This window comes from Burkholderia sp. Bp9016, from assembly GCF_003857765.1.
GTDB lineage: Bacteria > Pseudomonadota > Gammaproteobacteria > Burkholderiales > Burkholderiaceae > Burkholderia.
Window position 1 is genome coordinate 270730 of the sequence record NZ_QTPY01000002.1, and the last position, 16014, is coordinate 286743.

The 16014-nt window shown below is 66.1% G+C and carries 15 protein-coding genes; 4 read left to right on the plus strand and 11 right to left on the minus strand.

What is annotated here, in order from left to right; translation table 11 throughout:
• Window positions 1–33 precede the first annotated feature (33 nt).
• Together DIE13_RS03690 and DIE13_RS03695 are read right to left on the minus strand one after the other, a co-directional pair.
• Window positions 34–675: a CoA transferase subunit B gene (locus DIE13_RS03690; protein ID WP_124825867.1), complete on the minus strand. Its 642-nt coding sequence runs from the start codon at window positions 673–675 to the stop codon at window positions 34–36.
• 1 nt (window position 676) lies between these two features.
• Entirely contained in the window at window positions 677–1381 is a 705-nt protein-coding gene (locus DIE13_RS03695) for a CoA transferase subunit A (RefSeq protein ID WP_012328363.1), read from the minus strand.
• A 224-nt stretch (window positions 1382–1605) separates the two neighbouring features.
• On the opposite strand from DIE13_RS03695, the gene DIE13_RS03705 reads away from it, so the two are divergent.
• On the plus strand, window positions 1606–2151 hold the full coding sequence (locus DIE13_RS03705) for a LuxR C-terminal-related transcriptional regulator (protein WP_124825869.1): 546 nt from the start codon (window positions 1606–1608) through the stop codon (window positions 2149–2151).
• Between the two features lie 105 nt (window positions 2152–2256).
• On the opposite strand, the gene DIE13_RS03710 is transcribed toward DIE13_RS03705, so the two are convergent.
• Window positions 2257–2688 carry a thioesterase family protein gene (locus DIE13_RS03710; RefSeq protein WP_124825870.1) on the minus strand — a complete coding sequence of 144 codons (432 nt, stop codon included), beginning with the start codon at window positions 2686–2688 and terminating at the stop codon, window positions 2257–2259.
• Between the two features lie 32 nt (window positions 2689–2720).
• Complete coding sequence (locus tag DIE13_RS03715) at window positions 2721–3497, minus strand: SDR family oxidoreductase (protein WP_124825871.1); 777 nt, start codon at window positions 3495–3497, stop codon at window positions 2721–2723.
• Between the two features lie 178 nt (window positions 3498–3675).
• Here DIE13_RS03715 and DIE13_RS03720 point away from each other — a divergent pair, with 178 nt between their 5' ends.
• A complete protein-coding gene (locus DIE13_RS03720) occupies window positions 3676–5349 on the plus strand; it encodes an electron transfer flavoprotein-ubiquinone oxidoreductase (RefSeq protein WP_124825872.1) in 1674 nt (557 codons plus the stop codon).
• Window positions 5350–5448: 99 nt separating this feature from the next.
• Here DIE13_RS03720 and DIE13_RS03725 read toward each other — a convergent pair whose 3' ends face one another.
• Genes DIE13_RS03725 through rbsK form a run of 3 tightly spaced genes read right to left on the minus strand, consistent with a single transcriptional unit; the run spans window position 5449 to window position 8753 of the window.
• Window positions 5449–6402 (minus strand): dihydrodipicolinate synthase family protein, encoded by a 954-nt coding sequence (locus DIE13_RS03725; RefSeq protein ID WP_261323477.1) that lies wholly within the window; start codon window positions 6400–6402, stop codon window positions 5449–5451.
• Between the two features lie 44 nt (window positions 6403–6446).
• The gene (locus DIE13_RS03730; RefSeq protein ID WP_124825873.1) at window positions 6447–7766 is read right to left on the minus strand and encodes an MFS transporter; all 1320 of its coding nucleotides are present in this window, start codon (window positions 7764–7766) and stop codon (window positions 6447–6449) included.
• Between the two features lie 60 nt (window positions 7767–7826).
• Window positions 7827–8753 carry a ribokinase gene (gene rbsK / locus DIE13_RS03735; RefSeq protein WP_124825874.1) on the minus strand — a complete coding sequence of 309 codons (927 nt, stop codon included), beginning with the start codon at window positions 8751–8753 and terminating at the stop codon, window positions 7827–7829.
• 243 nt (window positions 8754–8996) lie between these two features.
• Between rbsK and DIE13_RS03740 the strand changes: the two genes are divergently transcribed.
• On the plus strand, window positions 8997–10076 hold the full coding sequence (locus DIE13_RS03740) for a LacI family DNA-binding transcriptional regulator (RefSeq protein WP_124825875.1): 1080 nt from the start codon (window positions 8997–8999) through the stop codon (window positions 10074–10076).
• An 84-nt stretch (window positions 10077–10160) separates the two neighbouring features.
• On the opposite strand, the gene aroC is transcribed toward DIE13_RS03740, so the two are convergent.
• The 3 genes from aroC to DIE13_RS03755 all read right to left on the minus strand — a co-directional run bounded on the left by aroC (window position 10161) and on the right by DIE13_RS03755 (window position 14062).
• Window positions 10161–11261, minus strand: coding sequence for a chorismate synthase (gene aroC / locus DIE13_RS03745; RefSeq protein WP_124825876.1), 1101 nt, complete (start codon window positions 11259–11261; stop codon window positions 10161–10163).
• Between the two features lie 265 nt (window positions 11262–11526).
• Window positions 11527–13461 carry an MFS transporter gene (locus DIE13_RS03750; protein ID WP_124825877.1) on the minus strand — a complete coding sequence of 645 codons (1935 nt, stop codon included), beginning with the start codon at window positions 13459–13461 and terminating at the stop codon, window positions 11527–11529.
• A gap of 139 nt (window positions 13462–13600) precedes the next feature.
• The gene (locus DIE13_RS03755) at window positions 13601–14062 is read right to left on the minus strand and encodes a CBS domain-containing protein (protein WP_124825878.1); all 462 of its coding nucleotides are present in this window, start codon (window positions 14060–14062) and stop codon (window positions 13601–13603) included.
• A 157-nt stretch (window positions 14063–14219) separates the two neighbouring features.
• Between DIE13_RS03755 and DIE13_RS03760 the strand changes: the two genes are divergently transcribed.
• Entirely contained in the window at window positions 14220–14537 is a 318-nt protein-coding gene (locus DIE13_RS03760; protein WP_124825879.1) for an Mpo1-like protein, read from the plus strand.
• Window positions 14538–14557: 20 nt separating this feature from the next.
• On the opposite strand, the gene DIE13_RS03765 is transcribed toward DIE13_RS03760, so the two are convergent.
• Entirely contained in the window at window positions 14558–15889 is a 1332-nt protein-coding gene (locus DIE13_RS03765; protein WP_124825880.1) for a YihY family inner membrane protein, read from the minus strand.
• Window positions 15890–16014 lie beyond the last annotated feature (125 nt).

Consider the following 16014-nt stretch of genomic DNA (forward strand, 5'->3'; position numbering starts at 1 on the left):
GGGGCGTCGCGACCGCGCTCGCGCGCGGCGAACTTATGCGACCGCGCTCACGTCGAGCGGCGCGCCCGTCTTCGTCTGAATCTCTTCGGCGCTCACGCCGTCGGCGAGTTCCAGCACCTTCAGGCCGTTCGGCGTCACTTCGATCACGCCGAGATCGGTGATGATCAGGTCGACCACGCCGACGCCCGTCAGCGGCAGGTTGCATTCGTCGAGAATCTTGTGCTGGTCGCCCTTCGCGACATGCTCCATCAGCACCACGACGCGCTTCACGCCCGCAACGAGGTCCATCGCCCCGCCCATCCCCTTGATCATCTTGCCCGGGATCATCCAGTTCGCGAGGTCGCCGCTCTTGCTGACCTGCATCGCACCGAGGATCGCGAGGTTGATGTGGCCGCCGCGGATCATCGCGAACGAATCGGCCGACGAGAAGATCGACGAGCCCGGCAGCGTCGTGACGGTCTGCTTGCCGGCATTGATCAGGTCGGCGTCGACTTCGTCTTCGGTCGGCGACGGGCCGATGCCGAGCAGGCCGTTTTCCGACTGCAGCCACACCTCGACGCCTTCCGGCACGTGGTTCGCGACGAGCGTCGGCAAGCCGATGCCGAGATTCACGTAGAAGCCGTCCTGCAGTTCCTTCGCCGCGCGCGCGGCCATCTGGTCACGATTCCAGGCCATGTCAGTCTCCTTTCGCGCGTACGACGCGTTGTTCGATGCGTTTTTCAGGCGTCGCGTTCAGCACGATGCGCTGCACGAAGATCCCCGGCGTATGGACCTGGTCCGGATCGAGTGCGCCGTTCTCGACGATCTCCTCGACTTCAACCACGGTGATCTTGCCCGCCATCGCGCACATCGGGTTGAAGTTGCGCGCGGTACGGCGATAGATCAGGTTGCCGGACTTGTCGGCCTTCCATGCCTTCACAAGCGCGACGTCGGCCGTCAGCGACGGCTCGAGCACGTAGTGGCGATCGCCGAACTGGCGCGTTTCCTTGCCTTCCGCGATCACGGTGCCGTAGCCCGTGTTCGTGAAGAACGCCGGGATGCCCGCGCCGCCGGCGCGCAGCTTCTCGGCGAGCGTGCCCTGCGGCGTGAATTCGAGCTCGAGTTCGCCGGCCAGGTACTGGCGTTCGAACTCCTTGTTCTCGCCGACGTACGACGAGATCATCTTCTTGATCTGGCGCGTTTCCAGCAACAGGCCGAGACCGAAGCCGTCGACACCCGCATTGTTGCTGATGCAGGTGATGCCCTTGACGGCGGAATCGCGCAGCGCGGCGATCAGCGCCTCGGGAATCCCGCACAGGCCGAAGCCGCCCACCGCGAAGGTCTGTCCGTCGCGGACGATCCCTTCCAGCGCGGCAGCCGCGCTGGGATAGACTTTGTTCATCTGTATGTCCCTTCCTCTATGGAAACCAGCAAAACCGGTTCGCGCGCCTACACGGCCCGCAAGCCTGCCGCATCATTCTATGCATGCGTCGCGATGCGTGCGTCGAAGCGCGCTGTTTTTATATCGCGGCAAACCGCCGCGAGATGCCTGAAAGGGTACGATGCGGCGCGGATGCGGCACAATACGCAAAAATACATAAGCGTTTGCCTCCGCTTGCCTGCGCCATGCCCGCTCTCGATTACCAGACTGCCTTCCACCTCGCGCCGCTCGGCCTCGTGCTGTCGCGCGACCGCGTGATCGAGGACTGCAACAACGCGCTCGCGTCGATCTTCCGCTGCGCGCGGGCCGATCTGATCGGAAAATCCTACGAAGTGCTCTATCCGTCGCCGGACGAATTCCAGCGGATCGGCGAGCGCATCTCGCGCGTGATGATCGCGAACGGCATCTACTCCGATGACAGAATCATGAAACGGGCGGACGGCGAGCTGTTCTGGTGCCACGTGACGGGCCGCGCGCTCGACCGCACCGCGCCGCTCGCGGCCGGCGTGTGGACCTTCGAGGATCTGAGCGCGACGCGCCGGGTCGCCGTCGAACTGACGCCGCGCGAACGCGAGATCGCCGCGCAGCTCGCCACCGGCAAGACGAGCAAGCAGATCGGCCGCGTGCTCGATATCAGCTCGCGCACCGTCGACATCTACCGCGCGCGGCTGATGCGCAAATACGGAACGAACAATACGCCGGAACTGCTGCAGCGCCTGCTCGGCCAATGAAAGCGCGGCCGCAATGACAATCGGCCGCATGACGCGGCCGATTCGGGGATCATCCAGACATGACGACACACCGGCACGCCGGCACCGGGTGCGTCGCTGCCGCGCTCAGTCGACCTTCGTCGCCAGCGCGCGCTCGATCGTGTCGCGCAGCAGTTGCGGCAGCGGTACCGACTTGCCGAGCGCGTAGTCGACCCACACGCAGCGCGCGTTCCCGCGCGCATAGACGTGGTGCGGATCGTCCGCACGCGTGAGCTCGAAACCCGTGTCGAAGCTGCTGCGGCCGGGCTTCGCGGCCGACATCCTCGCGATCACGTTGCCCGGATAATGCAGTTGCTTCAGGAACTCCATCGACGCGGTGACGATGACAGGCCCCTGCCCCTCGCCGTTGCCGCCCGCGATGCCGAGCTCCTCGAACCACGAGATCCGGGCCTGCTCCATGTAGCGAAAATAGACCGTGTTGTTCACGTGGCCGAACGCGTCCATGTCGCCCCAGCGAATCGGCATCGACATTTCAAAAACGGGGGAGTAATCGCTCATTGCTGCCTTCTTTGTTGCTGAATGTCATCCGCTCACGCGACGCCGAAGCCGTCGTCGGCGGAGATAATCGAGCCATTGATGAACTGCGACTCGTCGGCCGCGAGCAGCAACAACAGCCCGTCGAGATCCTGCGGCTTGCCGACGCGCCGGCGCGGCAGCATCGACTGCAGCTTCTGGCCCTGCTCGGTTTCCCACAGGTAGTGATTGATTTCGGTATCGATATAACCCGGGCAGATCGCGTTGACGTTGATCCCGTGGCGGCCCCATTCGAGTGCCATCGCGCGCGTCATATGCACCACCGCGGCCTTGCTCATCGCATACAGCCCGATCTGCGGAAACGCGCGCAGGCCGGCCACCGACGCGATGTTGATGATCCGGTACGGCGGCTTGCCGGTGCCGTTCGAGCGCATGATCATCCGCTTCGCGACTTCCTGCGCGACGAAGAATGCGCCGCGCGTGTTCGTATCGAACACGAACTCGAAATCGGCCGGCGTCACGTCGACGAGCTTCTGCATCGTCGACACGCCCGAATTGTTCACGAGGATGTCGATCGTGCCGGCTTCCGTCTCCGCATGCGCGACGGCCGCCTTGATGCTCTGCACGTCGGTGACGTCGAGCGACACGACATGCGCGGCGCCGCCCGCCGCCTCGATCTCCGCACGCAGTTCCTTCAGACGCTCGACACGGCGGCTCGCGAGCACGACCTTTGCGCCGGCCTGCGACAGCACCTGTGCGAAGCGTTGCCCGAGGCCGCTCGATGCGCCCGTGACCAGCGCGACCTTGCCTTCCAGATTGATCGATCGACCCATTGCACATCCCCTTTCGATGTCATTTCGCCACGACGGACGCCCTGTCCCGTGCAGCATAACCCTAGCATAAAAAATAGAACGATCGTGCCAATCTATTCGCATGCTGTTGCGGCAAGCGTTTCGTTTCGCAGACAATACGGTCCCGAATAAAAGCATTCTAACGGTTAGAGGAACGCCAATGACCCCCGCAAGCCTCATCGAGCAATACGGCCCGCGCGAATCGATGGAATACGACGTCGTGATCGTCGGCGGCGGCCCCGCCGGGCTGTCTGCGGCGATCCGGCTCAAGCAGCTGGCCGCCGAGAAAGGCACCGAGATCGGTGTGTGCGTGCTCGAGAAGGGTTCCGAGATCGGCGCGCACATCCTGTCGGGCGCGGTGATGGACCCGCGCGCGATCACCGAACTGTTCCCCGACTGGAAGGAGCGCGGCGCACCGCTCGATGTCGAGGTGACGGAAGACCGCTTCCTGTTCCTGTCCGAGAAGAGCGCGATCACCACGCCGAACTGGGCGCTGCCCGCCAACTTCCAGAACCACGGCAACTACGTGATCTCGCTGGGCAACGTCACGCGCTGGCTGGGCCAGCAGGCCGAGGCGCTGGGCGTGGAGATCTTCCCGGGCTTTCCGGCCGCGGAGATTCTCTACAACGACGACGGCTCGGTGAAGGGCGTCGCCACCGGCAACATGGGCGTGGGCAAGGACGGCGAGCCGACCGAGAACTTCCAGCTCGGCATGGAGCTGCACGCGAAGTACACGCTGTTCGCCGAAGGCTGCCGCGGCCATCTGGGCCGCCAGCTGATCTCGAAGTTCAAGCTCGACGCGAACGCCGATCCGCAGGCGTACGGGATCGGCATCAAGGAGCTGTGGGAAATCGATCCGGCGAAACACAAGCCGGGCCTGGTGATCCACACGGCCGGCTGGCCGCTGAAGTCCGATACGTACGGCGGCTCGTTCCTGTATCACATGGACAATAACCAGGTCGTGGTCGGCTTCGTGGTGGGCCTGGGCTACACGAACCCGTACCTGTCGCCGTTCGAGGAATTCCAGCGCTACAAGACGCACCCGTCGATCCGCGCGTTCCTGGAAGGCGGCAAGCGCGTGTCGTACGGCGCGCGCGCGATCACGGCTGGCGGGCTGCTGTCGCTGCCGAAGACGGTGTTCCCGGGCGGCGCGCTGATCGGCGACGACGCGGGCTTCCTGAACGCATCGCGGATCAAGGGCAGCCATGCGGCGATCAAGACCGGCATGCTGGCGGCGGACGCCGCATTCGACGCGGTGCAGGCCGGCCGGCAGTCGGACGAGCTGAACGCGTACCCGGATGCCTTCAAGCAATCGTGGCTGTACACGGAGCTGTACCGCGCGCGCAACTTCAAGCAGTGGATGGCCAAGGGGCTGTATCTCGGCACGCTGATGGTGGGGCTCGAGCAGAAGGTGCTGGGCGGCAACGTGCCGTGGACGCTGCATCACCGGCACGCGGACCACGAGATGCTGAAGCCGGCGTCGCAGTGCGCGCCGATCGAGTATCCGAAGCCGGACGGCAAGCTGACGTTCGACCGGCTGTCGTCGGTGTTCATCTCGAACACGAACCACGAGGAGAACCAGCCGGCGCACCTGACGCTGAAGGATGCGAGCGTGCCGGTGAACGTGAACCTGCGCACGTACGCGGGGCCGGAGGGGCGTTTCTGCCCGGCGGCGGTGTACGAGTTCGTGAAGAACGACGACGGCAGCGACCGGCTGGTGATCAACGCGCAGAACTGCGTGCACTGCAAGACCTGCGACATCAAGGACCCGACCCAGAACATCGTGTGGGTCACGCCGGAAGGCGGCGGTGGGCCGAATTACCCGAACATGTAACCCGCCGCAAGAACGCCGCCTCGCGCGGCGTTTTTTCGTCCGTTTGGCGTTGCGCACCGCCCTGCCCGCGTTCGCGCGCAACGATGTGCGCCGCCTGAGCTAGCGCGCCGCGATCCGCCGACGGAAGTGTTCGGTACCGGACACGATCTTGTCGAGCACCGCATCGAGCGCCCAGAACCGCTCGCGTACGTCGTAGTCGATCGCACGGCAACGGATCGATCCGAACGTGCCGATCCGCTGGTGATAAATCTTCGCGAGCGCGGGGTAGCCGAGTGCTTCCGACACCGCAGAGACCACCAGGAACGTCGACAATTCGTCGGCCAGCTCCGGATCCGAGTCGCCTTGCGTGCGCAGCCACTGATACAGATCCGGGTGGAAGTTGGTGAACACGCCGTTGAAGCCGGCGGAACCCGCCTTCATCGCATCCCATGCGATCGCCGCGTTGGCGTTCAGGATCTTCAGCGGCGAACCCGCAGCGAGCGCGACGCGCCGCTTCACCGTCTCCAGATCGCAGCTCACGTCCTTCAACATCACGAAGCGACCGGTGTCGATGCACGCGCGCAACTCATCGTCGGACAGCAGTCGCCGGTAAGGCGCCGGACATTCATACAGGCCGAGCGGCAGATCCGACGGCAATCGGGCCAGCAGCGCGTGGAGATTGTCGAGAAACGCGGCAGTGCCCTTGCGCTGCGGGTCGAGCCGGTTGGTCACGAGCACGACGCCCTGCGCACCGGATTCGGCCGCCGCACAAAGCTCGGCGGCCTGCGCGTCGATATCTTCGCTGATGTGCCCGGACGCGACGACCGGCACCCGCCCGGCCACCCGCTCGACCACGAAGCGCGCGAGCTCCGCTCGTTCGGCGAGACTCAGGAATTGCATCTCGCTCGATTGCGCGACCGCGAACAACGCGTCCGAGCCGTGCGCCAGATACCATTCGATCAGCCGCTCGAGCCCGGCGTAGTCGATCGCGCCGGCGTCGTCGAACGGCGTCAGCATCACCGGCACGATTCCCTCGATCGTCGTGCCCGAACGCTGATGGGGTTGGATCTGCATCTGTTTCTCCTTGCTTGGGTAAAGGCTGCGGCCACGCCGCACGCTCAGGCCGGCAACGCTCCGGGCGCCGCGCTCGCGGATTGCTCCGGAATCGGCTTGCGCACCAGCAGCAGGTAGGCGATCGCGCCAGCGAATGCGATCGCCGCTGCCGTCAGCAGCGCCGGCACGAACGACCACTTCTGCGCAATGACGCCCGTCAGGATCGGGGCGAGCGCACCGCCGATAAAGCCGCCGAAATTCTGGATCGCGCCGAGCGATGCGATGCGGCTCGGCGGGGCCGCCGCCGTTGCGAGCGCCCACGAACATGCGGAAGCCGCATTGGCCAGAAAGATCACGACCGAAATGCACGCAAGCGCGACCGTATTGCTTTGCACGAGCGCGGCCGGAATCGTGAACGCGACCATCCCGAGCATCGCGACGACCACCGCATTACGCCGGCTCACGACGGGCGAGCGGCTGTGCCGCGTCACCAGATCCGACAGCCAGCCCGCGATTAGCGAGCCGACGAAGCCGCACAGGAACGGCACGGACGCCGCGAACCCGGTGCGAATGAGGCTCATGTGCCGCTCCATCGTCAGGTATCCGGGCAGCCAGGTCAGATAGACCCAGTTCAGATACACGGAGCCGAAGAAGCCGATCAGCATGCCCCAGGTCGTGCCGTGCGAAAACAGGCTGCGCCACTCGGTGAAGGTCAGTTTGGGCGCTGCAACGGCAGTCTGCGCATCGGCATCGAGATAATCGCGTTCGGCTGCGGTCAATTGCGCACGCGCCGGATCGCGGTACAGCGCGAACCACACGACCGCGACGACGAGACCGAGCGCACCGGTCGCGATGAAGGCCCAGCGCCAGTCGAACGACGCGACGAGAATCGACAACAGCAACGGCGCAAGCGCGGTTCCGAGCGGCGATGCCGCGTTGAAGATCCCGGTCGGCGTGCCGCGTGCGCGCAACGGAAACCAGTTGCTCACCACCCGAGCCGCCGACGGAAACTGCGGCGCCTCGCCGATGCCGAGCGCGATGCGCGCGACAATGAACCAGCCGAAGGTGCCCACGATACCGCCCGCCGCCTGCGCAAACGACCAGACGATGAGGCCGATGCCGAGCAGCCGGCGCGGCCCGATCCGATCGACCAAGCCGCCGACCGGGAACTGGCACAGCGCATAGCTCCACGAGAACGCCGACAGCAGCAGCCCCATCTGCGCGAGCGACAACCCGAGATCGTTCCGGATGGCCGAACTCGCGACGGCCAGCGTACCGCGATCGAGATAGTTGACGATCCCGCTCGCCATCAGCAACGCGAGCGCGATATGTTGTCCGCGCCGGATACGGGGCGGCGCACTCGGAACAGCCTGGCTTTCGTTCATTGCGTTTGTCTCCATGTCATCGACGGGTGCGGGCCGCACCCTGTCCGTCGTGCGCGGCCTCTAGCGGGCCATGCGCTCCACTTCTTCGCGCGTCGGAATCGACGTCTGCGCGCCTCGGCGCGTCACGCTGATCGCGGCGGCACGCTGGCCGAAACCGATTGCGTCGTCCATCGACGCGCCGCCCGCGCGGGCCGTCGCGAACCCGCCGACGAACGTGTCGCCGGCCGCCGTCGTATCGACCGCGACCACCGCCATCGCGTCATGACGGCCGCTGCCCGCGCTGCCGCGCCAGCAGACGCCGCGCGCACCGAGCGTGACCAGCACGTTGCCGACGCCCTTCGCGCACAGCGCGTCGGCCGCGCGTACCGCCGATGCATCGTCGCCGACGGCGATGCCGGTCAATGACTCCGCTTCCGTTTCGTTGACGACGAGGTAGTCGATCCGGGCGAGCAATGCATCGAACAGCGGCTGCGCCGGCGCAGGATTGAGCAGCACCGGCGTGCGATGCGCGATCGCCCGGGCAATGGCGTGCGCAACGGTCGCGATCGGCACCTCGAGCTGGCACACCATCAGCGCGGCCGCCGCGATCGTGTCGCGAGCCGCGTCGATCCGCGCGGTCCCGAGGCAGTCGTTCGCGCCGGGCACGACGACGATGCTGTTCGCGCCATGCGCATCGACCGTGATCGTCGCGACCCCGGTCGCTTCTCCTGCGATCCGGTGCAGGTGCGTCACGTCGATGCGTTCCGCGGCGAGCGCGCCGTGCAGGCGCGTCCCGAACGCGTCGTCGCCGACGCAACCGATCATCGCGACCGACGCGCCAAGGCGCGCAGCCGCCACGGCCTGGTTCGCGCCCTTGCCGCCGTGGACCGTCTGGAACGTGGTGCCGAGCAGCGTTTCGCCCGGCACGGGCAGCCGCGGTGCGTGCGTGACGAGATCGACGTTGACGCTGCCCACGACAGCGATCCGGGGTGACTTTGCTTCGTTCATTTACCTATGTAACCGCTTACATTCGCGACAAACAAAATGGCCGAACCGGCCATCGTCGACGACTAAAATTTCATGACACGCACGGACCACGAGTCTGACATAATGCAGAACAGCATTAAGATAGCGCTTACATTCGCATAAGCAACAATAAAAATGCAAGCGGAACCGCGATGACCGAGGGTAAACGATGGCATTTTTGACGACAGGCTGCCCGCACAGGGCAGCCGCACACGGAGATGTTCGATGAGCACGCCCCCGCCCCGCGGCGGCACGGCGCGCGCGCGCCGCGGCAACGGCCGCTCGGTGCTGGGCGACGTGGCAAAGCTCGCCGGCGTGTCGACCGCGACCGTTTCGCGGGTGTACAACGATCCGGGCAAGGTTTCGGCCGACGTACAGCAACGCGTGCGCGACGCGGCTCGCGCGCTGAACTGGATTCCGAATGCGGCGGGCCGCGCGCTCGCGTCCACCCGTACCCATATCACCGGCGCGATCATCCCGACGCTAGACGACCAGGTGTTCGCATCGCAGGTCGCGGGCATGCAGACGGTGATGGCCGAACGCGGCATCACCCTGTTTCTGGGTTGCTCGAATTACGATCCGGCACAGGCGCTCGCGCAGGTGCGCGCGATGCTGTCGCGCGGCGTGGAAGCCGTGTCGCTGGTCGGCGAAGCGTATCCGCCGGAGGTGTTCGAACTGCTCGACCTGCACCGGGTGCCGTATGTCGTTACCTACGCGTATCGAGACGACAGCCCGCACTGCTGCATCGGCTTCGACAATTGCGCGGCATTCGCGCGCCTGACCACTCACCTGATCGACCTCGGACATCGCGATTTCGCGATCATCATGCAGCCGTCGGCGGACAACGACCGCGTGCAGGCGCGCCTGCGCGGCATTCACGACACGCTTGCCGCGCACGGACTCGCGGTGCGCCCGGTGCATCTGCACGAAGGCGCGGCCACGATCGCGTTCGGACGGGAAAGCCTGCGGGCGATCGCGCACGGCGCGGCGGCGCGGCCAACGGCGGTGATCTGCGGCAACGATGCGCTCGCGCTCGGCGCGCTGCTCGAAGCACAGGCGCTGGGCCTCGACGTGCCGTCGCAATTGTCGATCACCGGGTTCGATGATGTCGCGCTGGCTCGCGAGATCCGGCCGTCGCTGACGACCATGTGGGTCGACACGGATGCGATCGGACGCAAAGCCGCGCACGCATTGCTCGATGCGCTCGAGAACGGCGAGCCGGGGCCCGGCTGCGCGGTGCAGCCCGAGTTGCGCGTGCGGGAATCGGCCGCGCCGCCGGCGCTGACCAGCAGCGCCCGCGAGTAAGCGGCGGCCCAATGAAAACGGGGCGCCGCAAGCGCCCCGTTTCGCATCGGATCGGTCGAGGCGGCAAGCGCCGGCGCCGTTTTATCAGGTCGCGCTGCCCGCGATCTTCGGCGTCGGCGTCTCGACGTCGCCGCACTGCGCACGATGACGCAGCGCATGATCGATCAGCACCAGCGCGAGCATCGATTCGGCGATCGGCGTTGCGCGAATGCCCACGCACGGATCGTGGCGGCCGAAGGTTTCCACCGTCGCCTCGTCGCCGGATTTCGTAATCGAGCGGCGCGGCGTGCGGATGCTCGACGTCGGTTTGATCGCGATCGACACGGTGATGTCCTGCCCGGTCGAAATGCCGCCGAGCACGCCGCCCGCATGGTTGCCGACGAAGCCGCCCGGCGTCAGTTCGTCGCCGTGCACCGAGCCGCGTTGCGCGACGCTGTCGAAGCCCGCGCCAATCTCGACGCCCTTCACCGCGTTGATGCTCATCATCGCCTTCGCGATGTCCGCGTCGAGCCGGTCGAACACCGGCTCGCCCCAGCCGACCGGCACACCCGATGCGACGACGTCGATGCGCGCGCCGATCGAATCGCCGTCCTTGCGCAGCGCGTCCATGTACGCCTCGAGTTCCGGGACGATCGCCGCGTTCGGCGAGAAGAACGGGTTCTCGTACACGTGCGACCAGTCGACGAACGGCACGTCGATATCGCCGAGGCCGCTCATGTAGCCGCGCACCTCGACGCCGAAGCGCTCGCGCAGCCATTTCTTCGCGACCGCACCCGCGCCGACGATCGGCGCGGTCAGGCGCGCGGACGAGCGGCCGCCGCCGCGGTAGTCGCGGATGCCGTACTTCTGCCAGTACGTGTAGTCGGCGTGGCCGGGGCGGAACGTCTCGACGATGTTGCCGTAATCCTTGCTGCGCTGGTCGGTGTTGCGAATCAGCAGCGCGATCGGCGTGCCGGTCGTCACGCCTTCGAACACGCCGGACAGGATCTCGACCTCGTCGGCCTCCTGGCGCTGCGTCACGTGCCGCGACGTGCCGGGCTTGCGGCGATCGAGCTCGAGCTGGATGTCGGCTTCGGTCAGCCCCATTCCCGGCGGGCAGCCGTCGATCACGCAGCCGATCGCGGGACCGTGCGATTCGCCGAAGGTCGTGACAGTGAAAAGCGTGCCGAGGGTATTGCCGGACATGATGGAACCGCCCAAAGAGAAATGGGCAAACCGATGCGCTGCTCGGGCTGCGGGCAGTCGATCGTTTGCCGGTCGAAAAAAGAAGTGAGCCGCTATTATGCCAGCCGTCCCGGCCCCGCGGGCCGTGTGAACCGTTCAGGCCACATGCGCCGCCGGGGCGGACGCGCCGTTGCGGCCGCCGGCGGACGGCGTCGAGCGCCGGCGGCGCCCGGCTCGCGGCCGTCATCCGGACCCGGCGCAATACCGCCGCGCCCGGCCGCCCCGCTCACTTGCGCGCGCCGCGCAGCTCGGTCACCGCGGCCTGCAGCACTTCGGGCGTCGCGACCGATGCGGGAATCGGCTCGCCGACCGCGAGCGTCAGCCGGCTCATCACGCCGCGCTTGATGGGTCGCGGCATGCGCGCGTCGGCATGACGGGAGAAATAGCTGCCCCAGAGCCCGCGCAGCGCCATCGGGATTACGGGCGCCGGCGTGCGGGTCAGGATCTCGGTAATGCCGTGATGAAAGGTGTTGATGTCGCCCGTCTTGGTCAGCTTGCCCTCGGGGAAAATGCACACGAGTTCGCCGTCCTTCAGGGCGGCCTCGCACGCGTCGTACGCACGGGCGAGCATCTCGGGATCCTCATGGCGCGGCGCGATCGGAATCGCCTTCGCATGGCGGAACACCCAGCTGGCAAAGCGCGTCTTGAAGATCCGGTGATCCATCACGAAACGGATCGGCCGCGGGCTCGCGGCGGCCAGCACGAGCGCATCGACATAGCTCACGTGATTGCACACGAGCACGGCCGCGCCCTCCGCCGGGATCCGCTCCCCATGCACGAGACGAATCCGGTAGAACGTGTGCACGAGCACCCACGCGACGAAGCGCAGCAGAAACTCGGGAACGAGCAGGTAGATATACGTCGCGACCACGACGTTCAGCAGCGCGGTGACGAGGAACAGGCCCGGGATGTCGACGCCGGCCTTGGTCAGCCCCATCGCCATCAACGCGGACAGGATCATGAACAGCGCGTTCAGTATGTTGTTCGCGGCGATGATTCGCGCACGGTGGGTCGGCGCGCTGCGGCTCTGGATCAGCGCATACAGCGGCACGCTGTAGAAGCCGCCGAACATCGCGAGCAGGAACAGGTCGGCCAGGATGCGCCAGTGGCGCGTACCGGCCAGGAATTCACCGACCGACAGGAGATGGCCCGGCGACGGCAACGCGTGACTCGCGAAATACAGCTCGATCGCGAACACGCTGATGCCGATCGAGCCGAGCGGCACGAGGCCGATCTCGACGCGCCGCTGCGACAGCCGCTCGCACAGCAGCGAGCCGAGGCCGATCCCGACCGAGAACGTCGCGAGCAGGATCGTGACGACGTCGGGGCTCGCGGACAGCACATCCTTCGCGAAATTGAAGAACGACGTGAGGAACGTCGCGCCGACGAACCACAGCCACGAAATGCCGAGCAGGCTCAGGAACACGGTGCGGTTCTGCCGCGCGAGGCCGAGATTACGCCAGGTCTCGCTGAACGGGTTCCAGTTGATCGCAAGATCGGGCTGCGGCGCGGGCGTCGTCGGCACGCGCTGCGCGACGAGCCGCCCCGCGAGCGCGATCACGACGACACTGACCGCCAGCACGCGCTCGCCGCTGCCTTCGATGCCCGCGGCCGCGCCGCCGATGATCGTACCGATCAGGATCGCGATGAACGTGCCCATCTCGACGAGGCCGTTGCCGCCGACCAGTTCATGGTCGCCGAGATGCTGCGGCAGGTACGAGTACTTGACAGGGCCGAACAGCGTCGAGTGCATCCCCATCATGAACGTGCACAGATACAGCAAGGTCGCGCTGTGCGTGACGAAGCCCGCTGCGCCGACCAGCATCAGCGCGATCTCGAACGTCTTCACGAAGCGCGTGAGCATCGCCTTGTCGTATTTGTCGGCGATCTGCCCGGACGTGGCAGAGAACAGCACGAACGGCAGGATGAAGATCGCGGAAATCAGGAATGCGGCCGTCTTCGCGTCGACGCCGGAGAACCGCGCGGTGTGATACGTGACGAGCGACGTGAAGCCGATCTTGAATACGTTGTCGTTCAGCGCGCCGAGGAACTGGGTCGTAAAGAACGGCGCGAAACGACGCTGGCGCAGCAGGTCGAACTGTGACGCGTGCTCGCGGCGTTCGCCGCGCGAGCCGGAGGAGACTTGCGTGTGATCGCTCATTCGGAATACGCGCGCATCGTCTGGGCGAGGCTGCGCGGGCCTTGTGTTGTCGTTGAAAAAACGGCGGCGCAGGCTGAACCTGCGCCGCCGTGCGCCGGATGGCAGCGCCCGCGCGTCATGGCAACGGGCGCGACGGGTTTCACGGCTTGTGCGCTTCGGTTTCCGATTCGGATTCCGGCCAGTCGCGGATGTACGCCTTCAGCATCCGGTTCTCGAAGCTTTGCGCTTCGACGACCGTCTTCGCAACGTCGTAGAACGAAATGACGCCCATCAGCACCTTCTTGTCGAGCACCGGCATGTAGCGGGCGTGGCGCTCGAGCATCATCCGGCGTACTTCGTTGACGTCGGTTTCCGGCGTGCAGGTGAGCGGCTCGTCCATCACCTTGCGCACCTGGACGTCGCCGATCGCGCCGCCGTTCACGTGCAGGCGCAGGATGATCTCGCGGAATGTCAGCATCCCGACTAGATCGCCGTACTCCATCACGACGAGCGAACCGATGTCGTGCTCGGCCATCGTGTCGACCGCTTCGCGCAGCGGCTTATCGGGCGTCACTGTAAACAGCGTGTTGCCCTTCACTTTCAGAATATCGCTGACGCGCATCGTAGTCCCCTCATGCTTGAATGCAAATCCGCTTTCGATCCTATCGGAAAGCCTGTCAAAAGGAAAGCGCAGGCCGGCGGCCCACGGCCGCCGCGCTTGCGGACGCGGGCCGCCGGCCGCACAATGAACGCATGGACGGCGGCCCGAGGAGACGGCCATGGCGCATACGCATTCGGAACATTTCGCCAGCTTCGCTGATTTCTACCCGTACTACCTGAACGAACATCAGAACCTGACGTCGCGGCGGCTGCACTTCATCGGCTCGCTCGGCGTGATCGGCTGCATCGCGATGGCGATCGCCACAGGCTATTGGCTGTGGCTGCCGGCGGCCGTCGTATGCGGTTACGGCTTCGCGTGGGTCGGACACTTCTTCTTCGAGAAGAACCGCCCCGCCACGTTCCGGCATCCGGTCTACAGCCTGATGGGTGACTGGGTGATGTTCAAGGACATCTGCACCGGCAAGATTCCGCTGTAATACCCACCCCGGGCACCGCGTCACGCCGTTTTCGGCGGCCGCGCGTGCGGGTCGGGCGCGCCGTCGGCCGCCTGCCCCGGCGCGAACGCCTCCGGCGGCACCCCTGCCAGCCGGTGCGCGGCGATCAGCGACGCAAGCGACACGTCGAACCGGTCGTTCGACAGCACCTCGAGCAACGCCGCGCCGTCGACGTGGCTGCGGCGCCGCTGCAGTTGATAGGTCAGCTCGCCACGGTCGATCACAAGCACGTCGAACAACTGCGCCAGGGTCAGGTGCTCCGGGTCCGCCAGCAGGATATAGCGCGGCGCGAGCTCGCCGCCATCCAGCCGCGCGATCCATTCCCGCTCCTCCATCGTCAGCAACAGCCGCTGCGCGGTTTCCATGTCGCAGCGCAGCATGGTCGCGAGCCGCATCGCCGTATAGCCGGCCTTGCCGACCGCGCGCGCCTCGGCCAGCCGCGCGAGCAATTCGAGCGCATCGAGCAGGTCGCTGCCCGGATAGTGGATGCGATGAAACTGGCCGACCCGGATCGCGGGCAGCGCGGATGCGACCATCGCGCCGAGCAGCGCGATGAACCAGCTCAGGTACACCCACAGCAGAAACACCGGCAGCGCCGCAAACGCGCCATAGACGGCCGTATAGGTCGGAATGCGCCGCACGTAATAACCGAAACCGCGCTTCGCGAGTTCGAACGCGATGGCCGCGAACAGCCCGCCGATCACTGCGTCGCGCCATGCGACCGTGCAGTTCGGCAGGTACACGTAGAGCAGCGTGAACGCGAGCACGGTCAGCGGCAGCGATGCGAGCGTGAGCAGCCATTCGATGAGCGTCGTCGACGGTGCTGCGCCCGTGAACGCCAGCGACTGCGTAAACAGGTACGACGAGATCGACAGGCTCACGCCGAACAACAGCGGGCCGAGCGTGATCAACGCCCAGTACGCGAGCACGCGCTGCGCGAACGGCCGCGGCTTGCGCACGCGCCAGATCAGGTTGAACGCGGATTCGATCGTCATCATCGTCATTACCGACGTGACGACGAGCACGATCAGGCCGGCCGTCGTCAGCCCCTTGGCCTTCGACGCGAACTGGTTCAGGTACTTGAAGATCTGGACGTTGAACTGCGCGGGCATCAGGTGGTCCGCGAGGAACCCCTGCAGCGAGATCTGGAACGACGCGAACATCGGGAACGCGGTGAACAACGCAAACGCAACCGTCACGAGCGGCACGAGGGCCAGCATCGTCGTGAACGTGAGGCTGCCCGCTACCTGCGGGATTCGATCCTCGGCGCTGCGCCGGGCCGCGAACTGCGCGAGGCGCTTGATGGTGTCGAGATCGACGCTCAACTTCGGCAAACGGCTTCTCCTTCTTGATGCAGCGCGCCCGACGGCGCGCGGCCGCCGCGCTGCGCGACGACTTCAGCCCCTATAATAGCCGCTCGATCCAGCAGGGGCCGACTGCACCGGGCATGCGCGCGGCC

Bases quoted from the DNA above. Each gene is read 5' to 3' on its own strand.
- DIE13_RS03690 (WP_124825867.1), bottom strand. From the start codon at position 675: ATGGCCTGGAATCGTGACCAGATGGCCGCGCGCGCGGCGAAGGAACTG.
- DIE13_RS03695 (WP_012328363.1), bottom strand. From the start codon at position 1,381: ATGAACAAAGTCTATCCCAGCGCGGCTGCCGCGCTGGAAGGGATCGTC.
- DIE13_RS03705 (WP_124825869.1), top strand. From the start codon at position 1,606: ATGCCCGCTCTCGATTACCAGACTGCCTTCCACCTCGCGCCGCTCGGC.
- DIE13_RS03710 (WP_124825870.1), bottom strand. From the start codon at position 2,688: ATGAGCGATTACTCCCCCGTTTTTGAAATGTCGATGCCGATTCGCTGG.
- DIE13_RS03715 (WP_124825871.1), bottom strand. From the start codon at position 3,497: ATGGGTCGATCGATCAATCTGGAAGGCAAGGTCGCGCTGGTCACGGGC.
- DIE13_RS03720 (WP_124825872.1), top strand. From the start codon at position 3,676: ATGACCCCCGCAAGCCTCATCGAGCAATACGGCCCGCGCGAATCGATG.
- DIE13_RS03725 (WP_261323477.1), bottom strand. From the start codon at position 6,402: ATGCAGATCCAACCCCATCAGCGTTCGGGCACGACGATCGAGGGAATC.
- DIE13_RS03730 (WP_124825873.1), bottom strand. From the start codon at position 7,766: ATGAACGAAAGCCAGGCTGTTCCGAGTGCGCCGCCCCGTATCCGGCGC.
- rbsK (WP_124825874.1), bottom strand. From the start codon at position 8,753: ATGAACGAAGCAAAGTCACCCCGGATCGCTGTCGTGGGCAGCGTCAAC.
- DIE13_RS03740 (WP_124825875.1), top strand. From the start codon at position 8,997: ATGAGCACGCCCCCGCCCCGCGGCGGCACGGCGCGCGCGCGCCGCGGC.
- aroC (WP_124825876.1), bottom strand. From the start codon at position 11,261: ATGTCCGGCAATACCCTCGGCACGCTTTTCACTGTCACGACCTTCGGC.
- DIE13_RS03750 (WP_124825877.1), bottom strand. From the start codon at position 13,461: ATGAGCGATCACACGCAAGTCTCCTCCGGCTCGCGCGGCGAACGCCGC.
- DIE13_RS03755 (WP_124825878.1), bottom strand. From the start codon at position 14,062: ATGCGCGTCAGCGATATTCTGAAAGTGAAGGGCAACACGCTGTTTACA.
- DIE13_RS03760 (WP_124825879.1), top strand. From the start codon at position 14,220: ATGGCGCATACGCATTCGGAACATTTCGCCAGCTTCGCTGATTTCTAC.